The 22,780-nt window shown below is 69.0% G+C and carries 14 protein-coding genes and 1 pseudogene; 7 read left to right on the top strand and 8 right to left on the bottom strand.

Translation table 11 applies throughout. The annotated features are described in order from the left end of the window. Window positions 1-23: 23 nt before the first annotated feature. The 3 genes from OHA84_RS27165 to OHA84_RS27155 form a co-directional block, all read right to left on the bottom strand. Entirely contained in the window at window positions 24-812 is a 789-nt protein-coding gene (locus tag OHA84_RS27165) for an ATP-binding cassette domain-containing protein (protein WP_053684862.1), read from the bottom strand. A gap of 207 nt (window positions 813-1,019) precedes the next feature. Next, window positions 1,020-2,132 (bottom strand): sugar ABC transporter substrate-binding protein, encoded by a 1,113-nt coding sequence (locus tag OHA84_RS27160; protein WP_199826705.1) that lies wholly within the window; start codon window positions 2,130-2,132, stop codon window positions 1,020-1,022. A 117-nt stretch (window positions 2,133-2,249) separates the two neighbouring features. Further along, window positions 2,250-3,464 carry an ROK family transcriptional regulator gene (locus OHA84_RS27155; protein WP_053684691.1) on the bottom strand — a complete coding sequence of 405 codons (1,215 nt, stop codon included), beginning with the start codon at window positions 3,462-3,464 and terminating at the stop codon, window positions 2,250-2,252. Between the two features lie 591 nt (window positions 3,465-4,055). Here OHA84_RS27155 and mgtA point away from each other — a divergent pair. Both mgtA and OHA84_RS27145 read left to right on the top strand, forming a co-directional pair. Next, on the top strand, window positions 4,056-6,773 hold the full coding sequence (mgtA, locus tag OHA84_RS27150) for a magnesium-translocating P-type ATPase (RefSeq protein WP_266969362.1): 2,718 nt from the start codon (window positions 4,056-4,058) through the stop codon (window positions 6,771-6,773). A gap of 64 nt (window positions 6,774-6,837) precedes the next feature. Beyond that, window positions 6,838-7,422: pseudogene (locus OHA84_RS27145) on the top strand (MgtC/SapB family protein); the annotation flags it as partial. Window positions 7,423-7,554: 132 nt separating this feature from the next. Here OHA84_RS27145 and OHA84_RS27140 read toward each other — a convergent pair. The 5 genes from OHA84_RS27140 to OHA84_RS27120 form a co-directional block, all read right to left on the bottom strand. After that, entirely contained in the window at window positions 7,555-8,484 is a 930-nt protein-coding gene (locus OHA84_RS27140) for a carbohydrate ABC transporter permease (RefSeq protein WP_266969364.1), read from the bottom strand. 12 nt (window positions 8,485-8,496) lie between these two features. Continuing rightward, window positions 8,497-9,441 carry a carbohydrate ABC transporter permease gene (locus OHA84_RS27135; RefSeq protein ID WP_266950390.1) on the bottom strand — a complete coding sequence of 315 codons (945 nt, stop codon included), beginning with the start codon at window positions 9,439-9,441 and terminating at the stop codon, window positions 8,497-8,499. A 43-nt stretch (window positions 9,442-9,484) separates the two neighbouring features. Continuing rightward, a complete protein-coding gene (gene ngcE, locus OHA84_RS27130; protein ID WP_053684685.1) occupies window positions 9,485-10,936 on the bottom strand; it encodes an N-acetylglucosamine/diacetylchitobiose ABC transporter substrate-binding protein in 1,452 nt (483 codons plus the stop codon). A gap of 339 nt (window positions 10,937-11,275) precedes the next feature. Beyond that, window positions 11,276-13,990, bottom strand: a complete 2,715-nt coding sequence (acnA, locus tag OHA84_RS27125) for an aconitate hydratase AcnA (protein ID WP_053684683.1) — start codon at window positions 13,988-13,990, stop codon at window positions 11,276-11,278. 155 nt (window positions 13,991-14,145) lie between these two features. Further along, window positions 14,146-15,147 carry a LacI family DNA-binding transcriptional regulator gene (locus OHA84_RS27120; protein ID WP_266969368.1) on the bottom strand — a complete coding sequence of 334 codons (1,002 nt, stop codon included), beginning with the start codon at window positions 15,145-15,147 and terminating at the stop codon, window positions 14,146-14,148. Between the two features lie 271 nt (window positions 15,148-15,418). Here OHA84_RS27120 and OHA84_RS27115 point away from each other — a divergent pair, with 271 nt between their 5' ends. The 5 genes from OHA84_RS27115 to OHA84_RS27095 all read left to right on the top strand — a co-directional run bounded on the left by OHA84_RS27115 (window position 15,419) and on the right by OHA84_RS27095 (window position 22,419). Then, complete coding sequence (locus OHA84_RS27115; RefSeq protein WP_266969370.1) at window positions 15,419-17,311, top strand: amidohydrolase; 1,893 nt, start codon at window positions 15,419-15,421, stop codon at window positions 17,309-17,311. A 373-nt stretch (window positions 17,312-17,684) separates the two neighbouring features. After that, window positions 17,685-19,214: a UDP-N-acetylglucosamine 1-carboxyvinyltransferase gene (locus OHA84_RS27110; RefSeq protein WP_053684679.1), complete on the top strand. Its 1,530-nt coding sequence runs from the start codon at window positions 17,685-17,687 to the stop codon at window positions 19,212-19,214. 367 nt (window positions 19,215-19,581) lie between these two features. After that, window positions 19,582-20,589 (top strand): hypothetical protein, encoded by a 1,008-nt coding sequence (locus OHA84_RS27105; protein WP_266969372.1) that lies wholly within the window; start codon window positions 19,582-19,584, stop codon window positions 20,587-20,589. Window positions 20,590-20,659: 70 nt separating this feature from the next. Further along, window positions 20,660-21,001 (top strand): hypothetical protein, encoded by a 342-nt coding sequence (locus OHA84_RS27100; protein WP_266969374.1) that lies wholly within the window; start codon window positions 20,660-20,662, stop codon window positions 20,999-21,001. Between the two features lie 182 nt (window positions 21,002-21,183). Then, the gene (locus OHA84_RS27095; RefSeq protein ID WP_266969376.1) at window positions 21,184-22,419 is read left to right on the top strand and encodes a helix-turn-helix domain-containing protein; all 1,236 of its coding nucleotides are present in this window, start codon (window positions 21,184-21,186) and stop codon (window positions 22,417-22,419) included. Window positions 22,420-22,780 lie beyond the last annotated feature (361 nt).

Below are 22,780 nucleotides of genomic sequence, written 5' to 3'. Positions count from 1 at the left end.
TCCGGCGGCAGGGTTCTGGGTGCTCACTTGCGGGCCTCCCCGGTGCGGGCCGCCCGGCGGGTCACGGCGTTGTCCGTGGCACCGGTGATGGCGGAGATGATCTCTTCCTGCGAGGTGTCGGCGACACTGAAGACGCCGTTGTTGCGGCCGAGCCGCAGGACCGCGACCTTGTCGGCGACGGCCTTCACATCGGCCATGTTGTGGCTGATGAGGATGACGGCGTGACCGCGTTCGCGCAGCCGCTCCACCAGGTCGAGGACCTGTGCGGTCTGCTCGACGCCGAGGGCGGCGGTCGGCTCGTCGAGGATGACCAGCTTGGGCTCGCCGAGCATCGAGCGGGCGATGGCCACGGTCTGGCGCTGACCGCCGGAGAGCGAGGCGATCGGGATACGGACACTGGGGATCCGAATCGACAGGGTGGTCAGGAGCTCGCGGGCACGCCGCTCCATCTCCACCTCGTCGAGGATGCCGCGGCGCTTGAGCTCGCGGCCCAGGAAGAGGTTGCCGACGACATCGATGTTGTCGCACAGCGCGAGGTCCTGGTAGACCGTCGCGATGCCCAGGTTCTGGGCGTCGTGGGGCTTGCCGATGGAGACCGGGCGGCCCTCCCACTCGATGACCCCGTCATCGATGGGGTGCACGCCGGCGATGGTCTTGACCAGCGTGGACTTGCCGGCGCCGTTGTCGCCGACGAGGGCGACCACCTCGCCGGAGTGGATCTCGAGTTCTACGTCGGTCAGGGCCTGAACGGCGCCGAACCGCTTCGAGACCCCTCGCAACGCCAGCACGGGCGCAGCGGACACATGAACCATCTCCTTCGCCGCCTGACCGGCGGGGATGTCGTGCAAAAGAGCAGGAACGCGAATGGGGGGGTGGAGCGTGGGGTGAAGCATTGGGGTGGAGCGTTGGGGAAACGTTTCTGCCCGGCGCCCCGCGGTGGCGGGGAAGAGAGGGGCGGGGCGCCGGACAGGCGTGGGGGTCTGCTCGCCTCGACGGCTCGAAGAGGGAGCGACGGGGCCTTACTTCAGGCCGAGGGTGGTGCAGTTGGCCGCGTACTTGTCGGTGCAGATCTCGTCGGCCGTGTAGACGCCGTCCTTGATGACGGTGTCCTTGATGTTGTTCTTGGTGAGCGAGACGACCGGGATCAGCACGGACGGAACACCCTTGGTGGTCGGGCTGTCGACCTTCTGGTTGATGATTCCGTCGATCTTCTCGCCCTTGGCGAGGGCGACGGCCATCTCGGCCGCGGCGGCGGCCTCGGGGGCGTACGGCTTGTACACGCTCATGAACTGCTCACCGGCGACGATGCGCTGCACACCGGCGAGTTCGGCGTCCTGACCGGTGACCGGGGGCAGGGGGGACAGGCCGGCCGCCTTGAGGGCGGTGATGATGCCGCCGGCCATGCCGTCGTTGGCGGAGTAGACGCCGACGACCTTGTCCTTGCCGATCGCGGAGAGCGCGCCCGCCATGTTGGTGTTGGCGTTCTCCGGCTTCCACTCCTTGGTGTCGTACTCCTTGCCGACGTTCACCTTGCCGTCGAGGACGGAGTGAGCGCCCTTCTTGAACAGGGCGGCGTTCGGGTCGGTGACGGAGCCGTTCATCATGACGATCTGGCCGTCCTTGGCCTTGTCGCCCAGCGCCTCCAGGAGCGCCTTGCCCTGGACCTTGCCGACCTCTTCGTTGTCGAAGGAGGTGTAAGCGTCGATCGGGCCCTCGGCGAGGCGGTCGTAGGCCACGACCGGGATGCCGGCGTCCTTGGCCCGCTTGACCGAACCGGCGATGGCCTTGGCGTCCACGGCGTCGATGATCAGGACGTTCACCTTGTTGGTGATCATCGTGTCGACCTGCGAGTTCTGCGTGGTCGCGTCCTGCTTGGCGTTCGCGTAGACGACCTCGGCCTTGCCGCCCGTGAGGTCGGCGACCTTCTTCTCGATCAGCGGCTTGTCGAACTTCTCGTAGCGCGCGGTCTGGTTCTCCGGGAGGAGCAGACCGATCTTTATCGCGTCGCCCTTGGCGGCGCCCGAGTCCTTCGGCTTGTCGCCGGCCTCCTTCGCACTGCCACAAGCGGCAAGCGATACGGCCATGGCACCGGCGGCGACGGCTACGGCGGCTCTACGCATACGAGTGTTCATTACTTGAACCTCCCTGACGAGGCCGCAACACTGCGGCCGAGGTGGATGTGAGTCAACCCCGGCCGCGATTTGCCGTCAAGGAGTGAATCCTTAACGAGATGACAACGGTGCCATCCGTTATCTAACTGAAGACATGGCCGTCAGCGTGCGCAGGCCTACCCCGTTCTCCGCCAAAAGCGTCGAATCGCCCATCTCACTGAGGACGAGGGCCAGCGCCCCCAGCACCTCCGCACGCCCGCCGAGCGACCCCGTGAGGACCGACAACTGCCGGGCGGCGCTGGGGATCGCGTACCTCCCCACTGATTCACGGATGGGGGCCAGCACCAGTTCACCGGCGTCGGCGAGGGAGCCGCCGAGGACCACCCGGCTCGGGTTCAGGAGATTGCACAGGCTCGCCACACCGCTGCCGATGTGCCGGCCCACGTCGGTGATGACCCGACGGCAGCCCGGGTCGCCCTCGCGGGCCAGCTCCACCACCCGCTCCATCGTCAGCTCCGGGCCGTGGGTGCCCTGGAGGAGGGGCAGCACGTACCGGGCCGCGGCGAAGGTCTCCAGGCAGCCGCGGTTGCCGCAGCGGCAGACCGGGCCCGACTCGTCGAGGGTGATGTGCCCGATCTCGCCGGCCGTGCCGCCGGGGCCCCGGTAGATCTGACCATTGATCACCAGGCCCGCGCCGACGCCGCTCGCGACCTTGATGTACGCGAGGTCCTTGACCCCGCGGCCACTCCCCCAGACCAGCTCCCCGAGGGCTCCGAGGTTCGCGTCGTTGTCCACGTACACGGGAACACCCAGCCGCTGCGAGAGCTCCTGGCGGGGGTTGATGCCCGCCCAGCCCGGCAGGATCGCGGTGGAGCCCAGGGTTCCGGACTCGACGTCGATCGGGCCGGGCACGCCGAGCCCGACCCCGATGACCTTGTCCCGACCCACCCCGATGCCCTCGATCAGCCGCCCGACCAGCGCCTCGGCCCGGTCGAAGCCCTCCACCCAGGACGCGTCCACGTCCAGCGGCTCGGATTCCTCGGCCAGCACCTGGTGCGCGAGGTTCCCGACGGCCACCCGCAGGTGGGTGTGGCCGAAGTCCACGCCGATCACGATGCCCGCGTCGCCGCTGAGCGAGACGCTGCGCGCCCGCCGGCCACCGGCCGAGGTGTCGGTGACCTCGACGGTCCCGGCCTCCTTGAGCTCGCGGACGATGTTGGAGACCGTGGCCGCCGACAGTCCGGTGGTACGGGCGATCTCCGCCTGGGTCAGTGAACCCGCGAGGCGCACCGCCCGCACGACCCGTTCAAGATTCGCGCGATGCAGCGAGGACTGCGATCCGGGAGTCTGCACGACTCATCCACTCCTGCCCTTTAGCGACGGCGAGCCGTCGCCCCCCGGCCGGCAGTCGCGGCTGTGTGCTCCGAGACACCGGCGTCTCTCCAACTTGTGAACCTTAAGTCGAGCCTTTGGCCCTCCACACGTCAAGAGGCTGACGCGGCACGAAACGGCCACTACCGGTCATAAGTATGAAAGAACCCCCTCAACATCATGCTACGGTCGCTGAGGCGCCGATCCTCTGCGGCCTTTCCGGCCGGACCGGGCGCCTCATGTGACGGCGCTACGCAAGGAGGTGTTCGGGATGAGTCCCGATCGAAGTCCTTGCCGCGCCCTCGCCGGCTGACCAGTCCATCGACTGATCCACCTCCTCGCGCACGCACCGTCGCGGCCCCAAGCCGTCACCGTGCGTCCGGCGGCCCCTCGGGCCCGCCATCCCTTCCCCTCCGCACGTCCCGGATCCCCCCGATCCCTCGACGGATGTGCGTCATCCATGCCCGTCGGCGTACCCGTGGCCGCTTCGCGCCGCCTCGCGCCGACCTGTGATCACTCCACGTGACCGCGCGGCTTCGCGCTGCCCGGACGCCGTGGAGGGAGGTATTTGCCATGACCATGCTCACCCCGCGCACCCCGACGAAGCTCGCACCGCCGGGCCGGGCCCGCCGCGAACGCAAGGCCGCCGAGCTGGAGGCGCGCACCCGACTCGTCGGCGAGCGGCTCGTCGACCTCAGCGCCCGCCCCGGCGACCAGGTCCTGCGGGACCTGTCCGCCGGCCGCCACGGCCTCACCCACGACGAGGCCGCCCTGCGCCTGGAGCGACACGGCCCCAACGTGGTCGCCCGGGAGCGCGCCCCGCGCTGGTACGCGCAGTTGGCGAAGGCGTACGCCAACCCCTTCATCGCCGTCCTGGTCTTCCTGGCCGGGATCATGTACTGGCAGGACCCGGCCGACCCGGGCGTCGTCATCCTCTCCGTGATGATCGGCATCAGCGGACTGCTGCGGTTCTGGCAGGAGTTCCGCTCGGGTCGGGCCGCCGACGCGCTGAAGAGGCTCGTCACCACCACCTGCGCGGTACAGCGTCGCGCCGGCGGGGGCTCGGCTCCGACCACCTTCGAGATGCCCATGGACCGGGTGGTCCCGGGCGACCTGGTCAGGCTGGCGGCCGGCGACCTCATCCCCGCCGACCTGCGGCTCGTCACCTCCAAGGACCTGATGGTCTCTCAGGCCGCCCTGTCCGGGGAGTCGTTGCCGGTGGCCAAGGCCGACACCCGCGCGGACGACCCGGGGCAGACGCTGACGCGCGACCCCGTCGAGGCCGACAACCTGGTCCTGATGGGCACCTCGGTCACCTCCGGCACCGCCACCGGGGTCGTCGTCGCCACCGGCGCCGACACCTGGTTCGGCTCGATGGCCGGCTCGCTCGTCGGCGAGCGCCCGCAGACCAACTTCGACACCGGGGTGCGCAAGGTCAGCTTCCTGCTGATCCGCTTCATGCTGGTCATGGTCCCCGTGGTGTTCATGATCAACGGCTTCACCAAGGGCGACTGGGACGAGGCGTTCCTGTTCGGCATCGCCGTCGCGGTGGGCCTGACCCCCGAGATGCTGCCGATGGTCGTCTCCGCCAACCTGGCGCGCGGCGCGGTCGCCATGTCCCGGCGCAAGGTGGTCGTCAAGCGGCTCAACGCGATCCAGAACCTGGGCGCGATGGACGTGCTCTGCACGGACAAGACAGGCACCCTCACCGAGGACCGGATCGTCCTGGACCGCTACCTCGACGTGCACGGCGACGAGGACGACGAGGTGCTGGAGTACGGCTACCTCAACGCGCACTTCCAGACGGGCCTGCGCAACCTCATGGACCGGGCGGTCATCGACCGCGTCGACGAGGCCGAGGAGGTTGTCGTCGACGCACGGTTCTCGATGGTCGACGAGATCCCCTTCGACTTCGCCAGGCGCCGGATGTCCGTGGTGCTGAACCGCAACGGCATCGTGGCCGGCGGTCGCGCCGAGCACGTCATGGTCACCAAGGGCGCGGTCGAGGAAGTCCTCTCCCTGTGCACCCACATGACGGACCGCGGCGAGAGGGTCGAGCTGACCGAGCGGCTGCGCGGTCACGTCACCCGGATCGCCGAGGACAACAACCGTCGGGGCCTGCGCGTCCTCGCCGTCGCCACCCGTACGTTCGCCGGACCGCGCGACACCTACACGGTCGCCGACGAGGACGGGTTGACCCTGGTCGGCTTCCTCGCCTTCCTCGACCCGCCGAAGGCCGACGCGGCCCGGGCCCTGCGGGCCCTCGCCGACAAGGGCATCGAGGTCAAAGTGGTCACCGGGGACAACGACCTGGTCGCGGCGCGGGTCTGCGCGGACGTCGGCCTCGACGTCGGACGCGTGGTGCTCGGTACCGAGATCGACGCCCTGGACGACACCGGCCTGCGCGCGACGGCCGCCCGCACGACCGTCTTCGCGAAGGTCAACCCGGTCCAGAAGGCCCGGATCGTACGGGCCCTTCAGGCGGACGGTCACACCGTCGGCTTCCTCGGGGACGGCATCAACGACGCCGCCGCGCTGCGCGACGCCGACGTCGGCATCTCGGTGGACACCGCCGTCGACATCGCGAAGGAGTCCGCGGACATCATCCTGCTGGAGAAGGACCTGACCGTCCTGGAGCAGGGTGTGATCCAGGGCCGGACCACCTTCGGCAACACGATCAAGTACATCAAGATGACCGCGTCCTCGAACTTCGGCAACGTCTTCTCGGTGCTGGTGGCGAGCGCGTTCATCCCGTTCCAGCCGATGCTCGCGATCATGCTGCTGGTGCAGAACCTGGTCTACGACATCTCGCAGCTGGCGACCCCCTGGGACCGGATGGACGAGGAGTACCTGCGCAAGCCCCGCAACTGGGACGCCAAGGGCATCGGCCGCTTCATGGTGACCATCGGCCCCGTCAGCTCGATCTTCGACATCTCGATGTTCCTGATCATGTGGCACGTCTTCGGCGCGAACAGCGAGGCCGGGCAGGCGCTCTTCCAGTCCGGCTGGTTCATCGAGGGACTGCTGTCGCAGACCCTGATCGTCCACATGATCCGCACCCGGAAGATCCCCTTCATCCAGTCCCGCGCCTCGTGGCCGGTGATGGTGATGACCGTCCTCGCGGTACTGACCGGGCTCTGGCTGCCCTTCTCGCCGCTGGCCGGCTCGCTGGGCTTCGTGGCCCTGCCGGCGGGGTACTTCCCTTGGCTGATCGGCGTACTCCTCGCGTACTGCACGCTCACTCAGGTCGTGAAGACCTGGTACATCCGCCGGTTCGGCACCTGGCTCTGATCGACACGAGCGCGGGACTCGACACGACCGCGGGAATCAGCACGACCAAGGGAGGGGCGGGCACATGGCGCTCGACGAATGGGCGATGGCCGGGCACCTGGCCGCCGCGCTCGGATTCGGGGCGGCGATCGGCCTGGAACGTCAGTGGCGGGCCCGGATGGCGGGCTTGCGGACCAACGCCCTCGTGGCGGGCGGGGCGGCGCTCTTCGTGCTGCTCTCGCAGTACGGGTTCATGGGCACCGTCTCCGAGGTGCAGTACGACGGCTCCCGGGTCGCGGCCCAGATCGTGTCGGGCATCGGCTTCCTCGGCGCCGGCGTGATCATGCGCGACGGGCTGAGCGTTCGGGGCTTGAACACGGCCGCCACCCTGTGGTGTTCGGCGGCGGTGGGCTGCCTGGCCGGTACCGGGATGTTCGTCCTGGCCGCCTGCGGCACGGTGGGCGTGGTGGGGGCCAACCTCCTGCTGCGCCCGCTGGGCCGGCGCCTGGACCGGGAGCCGCGCGGCGGCGCGGAGGTGGCCACCGACTTCCACTTCGAGGCCGTGTGCCTGGAGGAGGACGAGGCCCGCATCCGGCGCCGATTGGTCGACGCCCTCGCCCGACCCGGCCACCAGCTGCGCTCGATCCGCAGCCAGGACGGCCCGGTGCCGGGTCGGGTGACGGTGTCGGCGCTGCTGACCGCCGAGGGCGAGGGGGGCCGGGCGTTGGAACCCTCTCGCTCGACCCCTCGGTCTCGGCGGCCGGCTGGTCGGTGGTGCCGACGTCCTCCTTCTGACGCGGCGCTACTTGAGGGTGGCGGAGGTCAGGCCGGCCTGGATCTGTCGCTGGAAGGACAGGTAGACCACCAGCATCGGGATCATCGCGATGGTCACACCGGCGAACAGCACCGGCAGGTCCGTCTCGTAGCCCATCTGGTACTGGAGTTGGATCAGGCCCTGGGTGAGCATGTAGCGCTCGGGGTCCGATCCGCTCTGGGGCTGCATGAGCACCGAGGGCAGGATGTACTGGTTCCACTGGCCCAGGACATTGAATATCCCGACGCTGATCAGGCCGGGCTTGGCCATGGGCAGCATCACCTGGAAGAAGATCCGGGTGTCGGACGCCCCGTCGATGACCGCCGCCTCGTGCACCGCCGTCGGCAGGGTGCGGAAGAACGAGTACATGAAGAAGACGGTGAAGGGCATCGAGTAGGCGACGTACACCATGATCAGGCCCTGGTACGTGTTGAGCATGTCCAGGCGCTTGACCATGAAGAACAGCGGTACCAGCGCCAGGAACACGGGGAACATCGCCCCGGACACGAAGAAGTAGTAAATGATCCGGTTCCCCCGGAAGGGGTACCGGGCCAGTACGTACGCCGCCATCGAACCGAGCAGCATGGTCAGCGGGACCGAGAACACCATCACGATCACCGTGTTGGCGAAGTAGTCGCCGATGCCCTTGTCCCAGGCGCGGGAGAAGGCGTCGAGGTGCCAGTTGGAGGGCCAACTGAGTGCCGAGCCGCCGATCTGGGAGTCGGTCTTGAAGGAGCCGAGCATCAGCCAGCCCAGCGGCAGGACGATCAGCACCGCCCAGACGGCCAGGAAGCCGTGCGAGAAGACATTGAGCGCCACGCCCTCGGACGGGGGGCTCCCGCCGTCCTTCTTGACGCGCCGGCCTCCGCCGGACCGCTCGGCCTCGGTCGTGCCGGCGCTCTTGGTCACTGTGGTCATCGTGTCTCCCGCTCAGAACTCGATGCGCTCGCGGCGGGTGGCGCGCAGCGTGACGAGGGAAAGGATCATGGTGAGGATCAGCATGACCACGCCCATGGCGCAGGCGTATCCGCTCTTGCCGAAGTAGAGGAAGTTGCGCATCAGCACCGTGGCCATGACCTCGCTGTGGTGGTCGGGTCCACCGCCGAACTGGCCCGAGGTCATGGTGGACACGAGGACGAACATGTCCATGGCGGCGATGCCCAGGTAGACCGCGGAGGTCTGCACGGAGTCCCACAGCAGGGGCAGGGTGACCTTGAAGAAGGTCTGGGCGCGTCCCGCCCCGTCGAGCAGCGCGGCCTCGTAGATGTCCTTCGGCACGGACTGCATGGCCGCGGAGAAGAGCACCAGGTAGAAGCCCACGCCGTGCCAGACGACCACCATCAGCAGGCACCAGAGCACCAGGTCGGGTTCGTTGAGCCACTCGACGGGGTGGGCCGCGTCGACGAGGCCGACCTTGGTGAGGAAGCCGTTGAGCAGGCCCCCCTCGTCACTTCGGTACACGGCGCCGAAGAGCACCGCGAGGATGGCGAGGGAGAGGACCTGCGGGAAGAAGTAGACGACCTTGTAGAGGGCGGATCCGCGGACGCCCTTGACCCCGCCGGCCCCGCCGCGTCCGCCCGCGTTCAGCATGAAGGCGAAGAACAGGGACAGCAGGATGGTGATCGTGGGGACGAACACCAGGAGCAGCAGGTTGTGCCACAGGGCGCCTCGGAAGACCTCGTCCTTCATCAGGGCCGTGTAGTTCTCGACGCCGACGAACCGGAACGTCGGCGACTGGCCCGACCAGTCGGTGAAGGAGTAGCCGAACGTCTGGATGTACGGCCAGATGACGAAGGTCAGGTACAGCGCGAGAGGCAGGACGAGGAAGCCGGTGATGAAACCGAGCCTTCCCCTGCTCTGGGCTACTTGGCTCATGGTGTCCGTCCCTGGAGGTGCCGGGTGACCGGTGGACGCGGTGTCAGCTGCGCTTGTTGTTCTTGGCGTTCGGGCTCTTGGCGGCCTTGTCGACCGCGGCCTGGGCCCGCTTGATCCATTCCTTGGGCTGGATGCGCTTGGCCATCAGCTCGTTGGACGCGTTCTGGATGTCGGCGTCCATCTCGCTGTACCAGTCCGGGTACAGGTAGTTGAACGTGTTCGTGCCGGCGCCCTTGAGGGCGGTGACGGCCGACTGGGTGCCCGGACGCAGTTTGACGTTCGGGTCCACGCCGTCCTTGACGACGGTGAGGGAGTTGGCCTGCTGGGCGAAGAGGGTGGACCACTCGCGGGACAGCATCGAGCGGAGGAACTCCAGGCCGCCGGCCTTGTTGGCGGCCTTCTCCGGGACGATGAACGGTTCGCCGGCGCCGGCGCGGATCGCCTCGAAGGGCAGTTTGCTGTCCGCGAGCACCGGGACCGGGAGGAACTTCATGTCGAAGTCCTCGGGGGTCTGCTTGAGCTGCTCGTTCTCCAGCCAGGAGCCGGAGGGGATGAAGGCGGCCTTGTACTGGTTCCAGGCCGTCTGGGACTCCGTGTGGGTGAGGCCGTTGGTGCCCGGCATCAGGAGGCCCTTCTCCACCACCTCGTACACGGCCTCGACCGCGGCGAGGGCGGCCGGGTTGCCCTCGAAGGCGTTCGGTTCGAGGTTGTCGATCGCCTTCATGGCGTCCAGGCCGCCCTTCTTGGCGATCAGGTCCATGATGACGACGTTGATGTAGTAGGGGAACTTGCCCTGGTGGGCGAGGCCGCCGATGCCGGCTTCCTTGGCCTTGGCGCAGACCGCGAGGAACTCGTCCCAGGTCTTCGGCTCGGTCCAGCCCTTCTCCTTGAAGAGCTTGCCGGAGTACCAGAGGCCGAACACGGTGTAGACGTAGTTGAGGGCGACGAACTTGCCGCCCTGGGTGCCCTGTTCGACGGTGCCGGCGATGAGGACGTCGCGCACCTTCTTGCTCGGGTCGTCGAGCGAGGGCGAGTCGAGGACCTGGGTGAGGTCTGCGAGCTGACCGCCCTTGGCGAGCACGTCGATCTTGATCTGCTGGGCGCCGGAGTCGTCGACGACGTCCGGCGGGTTGCCGACGTTGAAGCGCGGCTGGAGCTTCGCGGTGATCTCCTGGGTGCCGAGGTGGGTGCTGGTGGTGCCCCACTTCTTGTCGAAGGCCGCTTCCCAGGCCTTCGCGTAGTCGTCACCGAATCCGCCCTTGAAGACGACGACGTCCATCTTGCTGCCCTTGGCCACGCCGAAGGGGTTCTCCTTGGTGACCGCGCCCTTGGGGGCGCCGCCCTTGGGGGCCTCCTCACCGCCGGAGGCGCAGGCGGACAGGAAGCTCATCGTCGGTACGGCGATCAGGCCGAGTGCCGCGGAGCGCTTGATCAGGTCTCGGCGGCCGAGGCCCTCATCGGTGCTGTTCTCGCCGTGGGCGGAGGTGGATCCCATGCTCAAGTCCTCGCCTTCGTCAGGAGTGTGAAGGAGGAAGGGAAAACGACAGCCGCAAGCGGTAGCCGCGCATGCGGACATCGCCGCAGGTCCCCGCCGTCCCCCGGTCCGGGGCCGCTCGTTTCGCGGTGGTCCGGACGGGCACAGGTATAGTCCACTTCCGCTCGGGTGAGCAAGATCGTGCACAAGTATCTGCCCCGGCTTTTCCGAGTTGAGACCTCACCGTCACCTGCCTGGCCGATACCCGACCGCCCGGACAAGCGGAAGGGCCGCACCCCCTTGACGGGGGTACGGCCCTATGGTGCCGACTGCCGGCGGATCGCTCCGCCCGGCGCGCTATCAGCCTCGGATGAGGTTCCGGAGCACGTACTGCATGATGCCGCCGTTGCGGTAGTAATCCGCCTCGCCCGGCGTGTCGATGCGGACGACCGCGTCGAACTCCACACCGGTGTCGGTGGTCACCTTGACGGTGCGCGGGGTGGTGCCGTTGTTCAGCTCCTCCACACCGGTGAAGGCGAAGGTCTCCTCGCCGGTGAGGCCCAGCGAGGCGGCCGTGGCGCCCTCGGGGAACTGCAGGGGCAGGACGCCCATGCCGATCAGGTTCGAGCGGTGGATGCGCTCGTAGGACTCGGCGATGACGGCCTTGACGCCGAGCAGCGCGGTGCCCTTGGCCGCCCAGTCGCGGGACGAGCCGGAGCCGTACTCCTTGCCCGCCAGGATGACCAGCGGGATGCCGGCGGCCTGGTAGTTCTGCGAGGCGTCGTAGATGAAGGCGACCGGCGCGCCGTCGACGGTGAAGTCGCGGGTGAAGCCGCCCTCGGTGCCCGCGGCGATCTGGTTGCGCAGGCGAATGTTCGCGAACGTGCCGCGGATCATGACCTCGTGGTTGCCTCGGCGGGAACCGTACGAGTTGAAGTCGCGGCGCTCGACGCCGTGCTCCGTGAGGTACTTGCCGGCCGGGGTGTCGGCCTTGATGGCACCGGCCGGGGAGATGTGGTCGGTGGTGACCGAGTCGCCCAGCTTGGCCAGGACGCGGGCGCCGGCGATGTCCGAGACCGGGGTGGTCTCCATCGTCATGCCCTCGAAGTAGGGGGGCTTGCGGACGTAGGTGGACTGGGGGTCCCACTCGAACGTGTTGCCGGTCGGGATCTCCAGCGCCTGCCACTGGGCGTCGCCCGCGAAGACGTCCTGGTAGGACTTGCTGAACATGTCCTCGCCGATGGCGTTCGCCACGACGTCGTTGACCTCGGCCTCCGACGGCCAGATGTCGGCCAGGAAGACCGGCTTGCCGTCGGTGTCGGTGCCCAGGGCGTCCTGGGTGATGTCCACCTTCATGGAGCCCGCGATGGCGTACGCGACGACCAGCGGCGGGGAGGCCAGGTAGTTCATCTTGACGTCGGGGTTGATGCGACCCTCGAAGTTGCGGTTGCCCGAGAGCACCGAGGTGACCGCGAGGTCGGCCTCGTTGATCGCCTTCGAGATCTCCTCGTCCAGCGGACCGGAGTTGCCGATGCAGGTGGTGCAGCCGTACCCGACGAGGTTGAAGCCCATCTTGTCGAGGTACGGGGTCAGACCGGCCTTGTCGAAGTAGTCGGTGACGACCTTCGAGCCCGGGGCCAGGGTGGTCTTGACCCACGGCTTGCGGGTCAGGCCCTTCTCGGACGCCTTCTTGGCCACGAGCGCCGCGGCGACCATGACGTAGGGGTTCGAGGTGTTGGTGCAGGAGGTGATCGCGGCGACCGTGACGGCGCCGTGGTCGATCTCGAAGGAGGTGCCGTCGGCCAGGGTCACCGGGGTGGGCTTGGTGGGCACACCGTTGGAGGACGCCGGGGCGTCGGACGCCGGGAAGGACTCCTTGCCGGCCTCCTCGTCGTCGCTGACGTAGTTGCGCACGTCCGCGGCGAACTGCTCGGCGGCGTTCGCGAGGACGATGCGGTCCTGCGGGCGCTTCGGGCCGGCGATGGAGGGGACGACCGTGGAGAGGTCGAGCTCCAGCTTCTCGGAGAAGTCCGGCTCGGCGGCCGGGTCCAGCCACAGGCCCTGGGCCTTGGCGTACGCCTCGACGAGGGCGACCTGCTGGGCGTCACGGCCGGTCAGGCGCAGGTACTTCAGCGTCTCGTCGTCGATCGGGAAGATCGCGGCGGTGGAGCCGAACTCCGGCGACATGTTGCCGATGGTGGCGCGGTTGGCGAGCGAGGTGGCGGCGACGCCCTCGCCGTAGAACTCGACGAACTTGCCGACGACGCCGTGCTTGCGCAGCATCTCGGTGATCGTGAGGACCAGGTCGGTGGCGGTGGTGCCGGCCGGCAGCTCGCCGGTCAGCTTGAAGCCGACGACGCGCGGGATCAGCATGGAGACCGGCTGGCCGAGCATCGCGGCCTCGGCCTCGATGCCGCCGACGCCCCAGCCCAGCACGCCCAGGCCGTTGACCATGGTGGTGTGCGAGTCGGTGCCGACGAGGGTGTCGGGGTACGCCTGGCCGCCCCGAACCATGACCGTGCGGGCCAGGTGCTCGATGTTGACCTGGTGGACGATGCCGGTGCCCGGGGGGACGACCTTGAAGTCGTCGAAGGCGGTCTGGCCCCAGCGCAGGAACTGGTAGCGCTCCTTGTTGCGGCCGTACTCCAGCTCGACGTTCTGCGCGAAGGCTTCCTTCGTGCCGAACTTGTCGGCGATGACCGAGTGGTCGATGACCATCTCGGCGGGCGAGAGCGGGTTGATCTTCGCCGGGTCGCCACCGAGGGCCTTGACGGCTTCGCGCATGGTGGCGAGGTCGACGACACAGGGCACACCGGTGAAGTCCTGCATGATCACGCGGGCCGGCGTGAACTGGATCTCCTCGCTGGGCTGGGCCTGCGAGTCCCAGTTGCCGAGCGACCGGATGTGGTCGGCGGTGATGTTCGCGCCGTCCTCGGTACGGAGCAGGTTCTCCAGCAGGACCTTCAGGCTGTAGGGAAGGCGGGCGGAGCCCTCGACCTTGTCCAGCTTGAAGATCTCGTACGACTCGTCGCCCACCTGCAGCGTGCTGCGGGCGTCGAAGCTGTTCGCCGACACGACAGTCTCCTTCATGCATGAATTCGCGCGTATTACCGCAATCCTGCCGCCACGCCCCTTGGCCAATCCGCTAAGGTAAGGCTAAGTTAGGTAACCCTTACCAGCGGGGGCGGCTGCGGTACGCCTTCGGCAGATATCTCGATGTCGAGATAACTCTAGTACATGTCCGGGGGAAGGGACGAGGCGCGCACCCGCATGCCCGCCGGGACGGTCAGTTGGCCGGGGGATTCCGCATGCCCGGATTCCACCAACTTGACCAGCAAGGACACCGCACATGCGGCGATCCGTTCGGGATTCAGCGTGACGGTGGTCACGGAGAGTTCTTTCTCCCCGTACACCGGATCCTCACTCGCGCAGACCAGCAACAGGTCTCCGGGGGTGCGCAGGCCGTGGCGCGCGGCCGCCGCGAGCACCTGCCTGCCGCCCGGGTCGTACACCGTGTAGACCGCGTCGGGCCGCTCGCGCGCCGCGAAGGCGCCGTCGAAGGCGTGGCCCGGCGCGTCCTCGGGGTCGAAGGGGACGACCAGCTCGGGGACGCCCCGCTCGGCGCACCACCGGGCGTAGGCGGCGGTGACGGCCCCGGTGTAGAACTCCCGGCCGTACCCGGCGTGCAGGGCGATCCGGCGGGCCCCCGAGGACGCGAGGTGGTCCAGCACCTCACGGGTGGTGGCGACGTGGTCGTTGTCCACCCACGCGTCCCCGGGCCACGGGTCGGCGGGCCGGCCGTCGAAGACCACCGGCAGGCCGCGCGCCCGCAGGGCCCGGAGCACCGGGTCCCCGGCCGGGCTGTCCAGCAGCAGCATGCCGTCGACGGCGAGGGTGTGCCAGAGGGGATCGCCGCCCCGGGCTGCGGGCAGGGTGGTCAGGGCGTAGCCGCGGGTGTGCGCGGCCGAGGTGGCGGCGGTGAGCAGCCGGGAGAAGTAGGCGACCCCGGCGAAGTCCCAGGGCGAGCCGGCGTACGTGGTGACGGCGATGCCGAGGCTGCGGGTGAGCGGCCCGCGCCGGGTGCCGTAGCCGAGGGCCGCCGCGACCTCACGGACCCGGCGGCGGGTGCCCTCGCCGAGCCGGCCGGTGCCGCCGAGCGCGTGGGAGACGGTCGCGGTGGAGACCTCCGCGGCGCGCGCGATGTCGGCGAGGGTCGGTCCGGGGCCTGGCACGCGGACATCGTACGGAGCGGGGCGCGGCGGGTACAGGGACGGACGCCGGGGACGGGGGCCGGGCACGCGGGTGCCGGGGATGGGTGCCGGGCTTGGGCGCCGGGCACGCGGGTGCGGGGGACGGGGGCCGGGCAGCGCGGGTGCGGGGCATGGGTGCCGGGGACGGGTGACGGCTACGGGCCTCGGCTGCGGATTCCGTTGTCCGGGGCGGGTTCCGGTTAAGGGGTTAACCACCGAGTCTCCAGGCCACCTACCGACTCTGGGAGTGGCCATGACCTCTTCACCCCTGTCCCGCCGGGGACTCCTCTCCGCCGTGGGGGCCGCCGGCGCCGCGGGCCTGCTGGGGGCCGGCCCGGCCTCGGCCGCCGTCGCCCCGGCCGCCCGGCGCGGCTCGGCGGCCCTGGTGTTCCACGACGCCCGGGTGTTCACCGGCCTGCCCGGCGGGCGGCCGGTGGAGGCGGTGGCCGTCGGACGGGACGGGCGGATCCTGGCCACCGGCAGCGGTTCGGTGGTGCGGCGTCACGTGGGCCGGGACACCGAGGTCGTCGACGCGCGCGGGAACACCGTGATGAGCGGCATCCACGACGGGCACACCCACCCGCTGGGCGCCGGGGAACGGTCGCTGCGGCCCTCGCTGGAGGGGGCCGAGACCACCGTGGCCGAACTCTCGGAGATCCTGCGCGGATTCCTCGCCGACACCGGCGGCCCGGGCGTGGAGCCCGACGGCTGGCTGGTCGTGGAGGACTGGAACCCGGTCGGCCTGCTGCCCGTCGGCACCGCCCCGCACCACTCGCTGCTGGACGCGCTGCCCACCCGCCGGCCGATCGCGCTGGTCGGCGGCGACGGACACAACCTGTGGGCCAACAAGCGGGCCCTGGAGATCGCGGGGATCACGGCGGCCACCCCCGACCCGGTGGGCGGCAGGATCGTCAAGGGGCCCGACGGGCAGCCGACGGGCGTCCTCAAGGACGACGCCCAGGTGCTGGTGAAACGACACGTGCCGGAGCCCTCCCGCGCGGAACTGGTGGCGGCCTGCGCCGAGGTGCTGGGGCTGGCGGCGGCCTCCGGGGTGACGACGATGATGGACGCCCTCGTCGGGCGGCACGAGCTGGAGCTGTACCGGGCCCTGTCCGCGGCCGGAAGACTGCCGCAGCGCATCGTGCCGGCCATCCGCCTGGAGGTGGGGCACACCAAGGATCCCGCGGCGGCCCTGGCGTACGCGCGCGGGCTGCGCCGGGAGTTCGAGGGCGTGCCGGGCCTGCGGTTCGGGATGGTGAAGGTGTTCCTGGACGGGGTCATCGAGCACCCGGCGCAGACGGCCGCGCTGTTGGAGCCGTACCTGGACGGCAACGGCCGGCCGACGACGAACCGGGGCGAGCTGTACACCTCCGCGGCCGAGTACGGCCGGCTGACCGCGGCCTTCAACACCGCCGGGTGGCAGATGCACGCCCACGGCCTCGGGGACCGGGCGGTGCGCACCGCGCTGGACGGGTACGAGTACGCCCTCAAGGCGACCGGGCGGCGGGACCCGCGGAACGCCGTCGCGCACCTCCAACTCGTCGACCCGGCGGACCTGCGGCGCTTCGCGCGGCTCGGCGTGGCCGCCTGCATGCAACTCCAGTGGGCCGCGAAGGACACCTGGACCATGGAGGCCCTGTTGCCGTACATCGGGCCGGAGCGGCACCGGTGGATGTACCCGGCGCGCAGCCTGGAGAGGGCCGGGGCCCGCCTGACGGGCGGCTCCGACTGGCCCGTGGACGCGCTCCAGGTGTGGAACCAGCTGCGGACCGCGATCGACCGGCAGGGCGCCCACGGCGCGGGCGAGCTGTACCGGAAGCTGGAGGGCCTCGGCCGGGACACGGTGCTGCGGATGCACACCTCGGGGACTGCGTGGCAACTGCGCCAGGAGGCCCTGACGGGCACGGTCGAAGCGGGCAGGGCGGCGGACCTGGTGCTGCTGGACCGTGACGTGACCCGCTGCCCGGTGGCCGACATCAGCGGAACGGGCGTACGGATGACCCTGGTCGGGGGGCGTGTCGTACACGACGCGGACTCCTCGACGGGACGGGCGGCCTCGGCGCGGGCCTCGCGTGCGCGGACCGCGCCGCGCCCGGCCTCGTACGCGGCGGTGCACGGCGGCCGACACCACGCCTGCGGGCACTGACGGCCCTCGCCCCGGCCCCGGCCCTCGGTGGACGCGAGGCGGCCGGGGCGGGGCGGTCGGGGCGGGGCGGTCGGGGCGGGGCGGTCGGGGCGGGGCGGGTCGTATCAGGTCAACTCAGGTCGGGTCGCATCAGGTCGGGTCGGGTCGACGCAGATCGCGCAAAAGGGAACAACTCCCCCATGCGACCCGGGAGGAACGGGCGGCTCCCCCGTCGACCACCGGTCGGGAGCGACCCACAAGGCCGCCCGGCCGGATCGTCGAACCCCACGCGCACCACCCGCATCCCCGTGCGGGGCTGCGATCTGACGGTCGGTGACACCCGTCCGCCACACCCGACGCGATCACCATCTCATATCTGAGATACCGTGCACCCATGGCAGACGACTACCTCGTACGCATCGGCAAGCTCATCCGTGACGCCCGGCAACACCGTGGCTGGACACAGAGTCAGCTCGCCGATGCTCTCGGCACCAGCCAGAGCGCCGTGAATCGGATCGAACGCGGCAATCAAAACATCAGCCTTGAGATGATCGCCCGAATCGGTGAAGCTCTCGACAGCGAGATCGTCTCTCTGGGCTACGCGGGGCCGATGCACCTGCGGGTCGTCGGCGGGCGGCGGCTGTCCGGCGCCATCGACGTCAAGACGAGCAAGAACGCGTGTGTCGCGCTGCTGTGCGCCACGCTGCTCAACAAGGGTCGTACCGTGCTGCGGCGCGTGGCCCGCATCGAGGAGGTCTACCGCCTCCTGGAGGTGCTGAACTCCATCGGCGTGCGCACCCGCTGGATCAACGACGGCGTGGACCTGGAGATCGTCCCGCCGGCCCGCCTCGACATGGACGCCATGGACGCGGACGCGGCCCGCCGGACCCGGAGCATCATCATGTTCCTGGGCCCGCTGCTGCACCGGATGGACCACTTCAAGCTGCCCTACGCCGGCGGCTGCGACCTCGGCACCCGCACCATCGAGCCGCACATGATCGCCCTGCGCCGGTTCGGCCTGGACATCACCGCGACCGAGGGCATCTACCACGCGCAGGTCGAGGCCGGGGTCTCCCCCGACCGCCCGATCGTGCTGACCGAGCGCGGGGACACGGTCACCGAGAACGCGCTGCTGGCCGCCGCACGCCACGACGGCGTGAGCGTCATCCGCAACGCCTCCTCCAATTACATGGTCCAGGACCTGTGCTTCTTCCTGGAGGCGCTCGGCGTCAAGGTCGAGGGCGTCGGCACCACCACCCTGACCGTCCACGGCGTCCCGAACATCGACGTGGACGTGGACTACTCCCCCTCGGAGGACCCGGTCGAGGCGATGAGCCTGTTGGCCGCCGCCGTGGTCACGGAGTCCGAGCTGACCATCCGCCGGGTTCCGATCGAGTTCATGGAGATCGAGCTCGCGGTCCTGGAGGAGATGGGCCTGGACCACGACCGCTCCGCCGAGTACACCGCCGACAACGGCCGCACCCGCCTGGTGGACCTGACGGTCCGCCCGTCGAAGCTCGAAGCCCCGATCGACAAGATCCACCCGATGCCGTTCCCCGGGCTGAACATCGACAACGTGCCGTTCTTCGCGGCCATCGCCGCCGTCGCGCAGGGCCAGACCCTGATCCACGACTGGGTGTACGACAACCGGGCGATCTACCTGACCGACCTCAACCGCCTCGGCGGCCGCCTCCAGCTGCTGGACCCGCACCGCGTCCTGGTGGAGGGCCCCACCCGCTGGCGGGCGGCGGAGATGATGTGCCCGCCGGCCCTGCGCCCGGCGGTGGTCGTCCTGCTGGCGATGATGGCCGCCGAGGGCACCTCGGTACTGCGCAACGTCTACGTCATCAACCGGGGATACGAGGAACTGGCCGAGCGCCTCAACTCGGTCGGCGCCCAGATCGAGATCTTCCGGGACATCTAGAGAGTCGGGCAAATGGGGATCGACCAGGGCATGGCTCGAAACCCTGAAAATTGGCCCCCGGTCTGCGGAGATACCCTGGAACACCTCTCGACGTCTTCCAGCATTTTCCATCGCCTTGTGCAAGAACTGTGCAACGAACGGGCGATTGACTGACGCTTCATCAGCTTCTGAGTGCTGACCCGAGGCCCCGTCACCCTTCGCGGAGGGTCACGGGGCCTCAGTCGTTTCATGGATTTTTGTCCATAAAAGACCGGGCCACAGCTGCCGTCTGAGACCTGACAGGGTGTTTGACCGTCAGCGGGCATCGGCCAGGAGCAATCTGCACGTTCCGCAGTGGCGCGAACACCCACTGTGGCAACATGCCGCCATGTCGTGGCAACTGGCTCTGGATTACATCCGAGCGCTGATATGGCCTGTGGTGGTCCTAGCTCTCGGGATCATGCTGCGGAGGCAACTGGCCGGTCTTTTCAACCGGGTCGAATCAGTAGAAACACCGCTCCGCACGGTGGCGTTCGATACCCAGGCCGCCGCCATTGCCGAGGAGACCGGCGAGATCGCGAACAACATCCAAGACGAAGTCGTCACCGCCGAGAGCGAAAGGCGACCCCTTTCCAACGAAGACTCCCCCGCCTTGCCCACCACCCCAGGAGCCCCCACAGCCTGGGGGTACTACAGGGTTGATCCTCGCCCCACCGACGCCTTCTCCGATCTCTTGGAACTCGCTGAGACGGAGACGACGACTGCAGTCCTGGGTGCCTGGCGCGAAGTAGACACCGCGATCCGGAAAGCCACTGTCGAACGCGGCCTTTTCCGTCCTCTACCACGAACGCTGTCACCGAAGGATGTCCTCTCACCTGAGCTGTCTCGCTCCGCGCAGGACCTACTGGAGCTGCGAAACAGAGTCGTCCATCAAGGCGACGTCATCCCCACAGTCAGTGGCGCCCGCTCCTACGTAACCGCCGCGAACCGCATCGTGGACGCACTCGCCCTGACGAGCAACCCGGCTCTTCAGCATCGCGAATACGAGGACCAGGCAATCCGGGCCGTCAGCATGAACAGTGCATACGTGAAGAGAAATGATGGCGACGCAGGATTCGATGCTTACGCCGAAACTGAGGCAGGCGGGAGCTTTGCTGTAGACATTAGGCATCGCCGCAACAATCGACTGACCATGGAAGACGTCAAGGCTGTGGCGGATCGTTTCCCCCAGCTTGACCTCGGGGTACTACTGCTTACGAATTCTCCGCTTTCGCAAGAGGTCCGGGATTTCAACGCAACGAGCGGCGACTCTCGCCCTCGTATGGAAGTCGTTCAATGGCGCGACTCCGCAGACGATGACGTCCTCGCGCGGGCCATTGCTCGCGTTGCAGGCTAGTCCTCGCCCGTAGGGTGCGCATCTGATTGCGGCTGATCAAATCCCACACCGAATGAAGGGGCACTCAGAAGTGAAGAGGATCGTCTGGGCGACCGCCACCGTAGTACTCGCCTTGGCCAGCGTAGGCGCCTGCATCTCGGCCAGCGAAGTAGCCGACAGGGACCGCAACACGGGTCAGACGACTCCCGCCCGCTCCGCCCAGCCGAGCACTGCGCCGGCGGAGACTTTCGACCCGGCTAAGGACGTCTCCGAGGCGGTGTTCCGCGCTCGGGTGGCAGGTGAGAAGAAGGGTGCCGCGTTTAGCGGTTCGGGCGATGTGAACCCCTGGTGCGAGACGGGCCACGGTTACACGGAGAAGGCCGAGCGCACTGCCTTTGAGGTCGGCTGCCGCCGGGTGGCCCGCGCGAAGTAGCTGTAGACCCGGAGACGAGCCGGAGTACGGACTGCGACGTCCTCGCTGCCGGACGGGCGCCGCCTACTGGGCAACGCCGGCCTGAGTTCTCGCTGTGTGGGATCCATTGACCAAAGGCCGCCCCTCACCGTGTCCCGGCGGTACCTTCGCGTCAGAAGCGGTCGCAGATCGGGGTGGTGGGTGTGAGCGGGTACGTCGAGGAGCAAGAGCGGATTGGGCAGCGAGTCCGACGTCAGAGGCTCTCTGTGGGGATGACTCAGGCCGATCTCGCCGCGGCACTGGGTCGGACACAGGGCTGGGTGTCGAAGCTGGAGAAGGGCCGGATCGAGCTGGACCGGGCCGGGCTGATCAACGCGGTGGCCGCCGCCCTGCACTGCCATCCCAACACCCTGATCGACCGGCCCTACACGGGCGGTGGCGCCGAGACCAAGTGGCAGGTGTCCGCGGCCTCCATCCTGCGGGAGTTGCGCCGCTACGACCTCGCCCCCGTCTTCGACGGCACCCCGCGCCCGTCCGAGGTGCTGTGGCCCGACATGAAGCGTCTGCTGAGACTGCGCGATGCGGCGGCGAACGGCGCCGTGCTGAGTGAGCTGCCGGACATGCTGAGGGAGGCCCGTGCCCTCGCCGAGGTCTCCACCGGCCACGAGCGTGAAGAGGCGTTCGCGATCTACGCGGTGGCGTGCAAGTTCGCCCACACCGCCGCCCACGCCCTCGGACATCCCGAACTCGTGGCCATGGCCTGCGAGCGGGCCACGTGGTCGGCCCAGCTCTCCGGCGACCCGGTGATGCCCGCGATGGCGCTGTGGATGCGGATGTGGGACACATGGGCCTCCGCCGACTGGGACGACGCACTCGCACTCGGGGACAAGGCCCTCGCCGGCATCGAGACGGAATATGAAGCCGGGGACCCGCTCGCACTGCGGATGTGGGGCGCCCTCCACCTGCGGGCCGCGATCTCGTGCGCGCGGAGCGGAAACGCGGCGGCATCCGACGAGCGCCTCGCCCTGGCCCGCACGGCGGGTGAGCGGGTCAACGCCTACGTCGGTCCCGAGATCCACGACAGGCACTCCGTTACCTTCTCCCTCGGCAACGTCATCATCCACAGCGTCAGCGCCGCCCTGGAGATGAGCGACCAGACGAAGGCCCTCCGGCTCAACAGGGAGGCGGACCCGGCGCACATCGCGGTCCTGCCGAACTCCCGGCTCGGTCACCACCACATGGACCTCGCCCGCGCGTGGCTGTGGGACGGCAACCGGGACCAGGCCCTGACCGAGCTGGAGGCCGCCGAGCGCATCGCCCCGCAACTGGTCCGCAATCACCCCGTCGCGCGGGCGACTCTGCGAAAGATCGTCTACGCCGAGCGGGTCGCCACCCGCCAGCGGCTGCGGGGCATGACCGGACGTTTTTCGCTGGACTGATCTGCGGGTATTCCACGGAATCATATTCGTGTGTAGCGGGGCGCATACGTTCCGCTACATGACCTCTACGCGTCGCACTGCCCATGACCGCGTACGACAGCAGGCGGACGACTCCGGCCCCCGCCGGCCCCTGCGCGGTGACCTCGCCTACGACACCGCCACCTCCCGTACGGGCGTGGTCATGGAAGCCCCCAAGGACACGGGGATCACCTTCTACCGACTCACGCCCGAAGGCGGCGGCGAGGATGGGTGGAACGCCTCCGTCGACACCTTGATGCCCCCCCGAGGACGTCCCCAGCGTCGCGACTGGCCACCAGCCCGAGTACGCAACCTGGGCCGACAGCCCGGACCCGAATCCGTC

Source organism: Streptomyces sp. NBC_00513, assembly GCF_041431415.1.
Classification (GTDB): domain Bacteria; phylum Actinomycetota; class Actinomycetes; order Streptomycetales; family Streptomycetaceae; genus Streptomyces.
The sequence above is the reverse complement of the archived record's forward strand: the minus strand, read 5'-3'. Positions and strand labels throughout refer to the sequence as shown.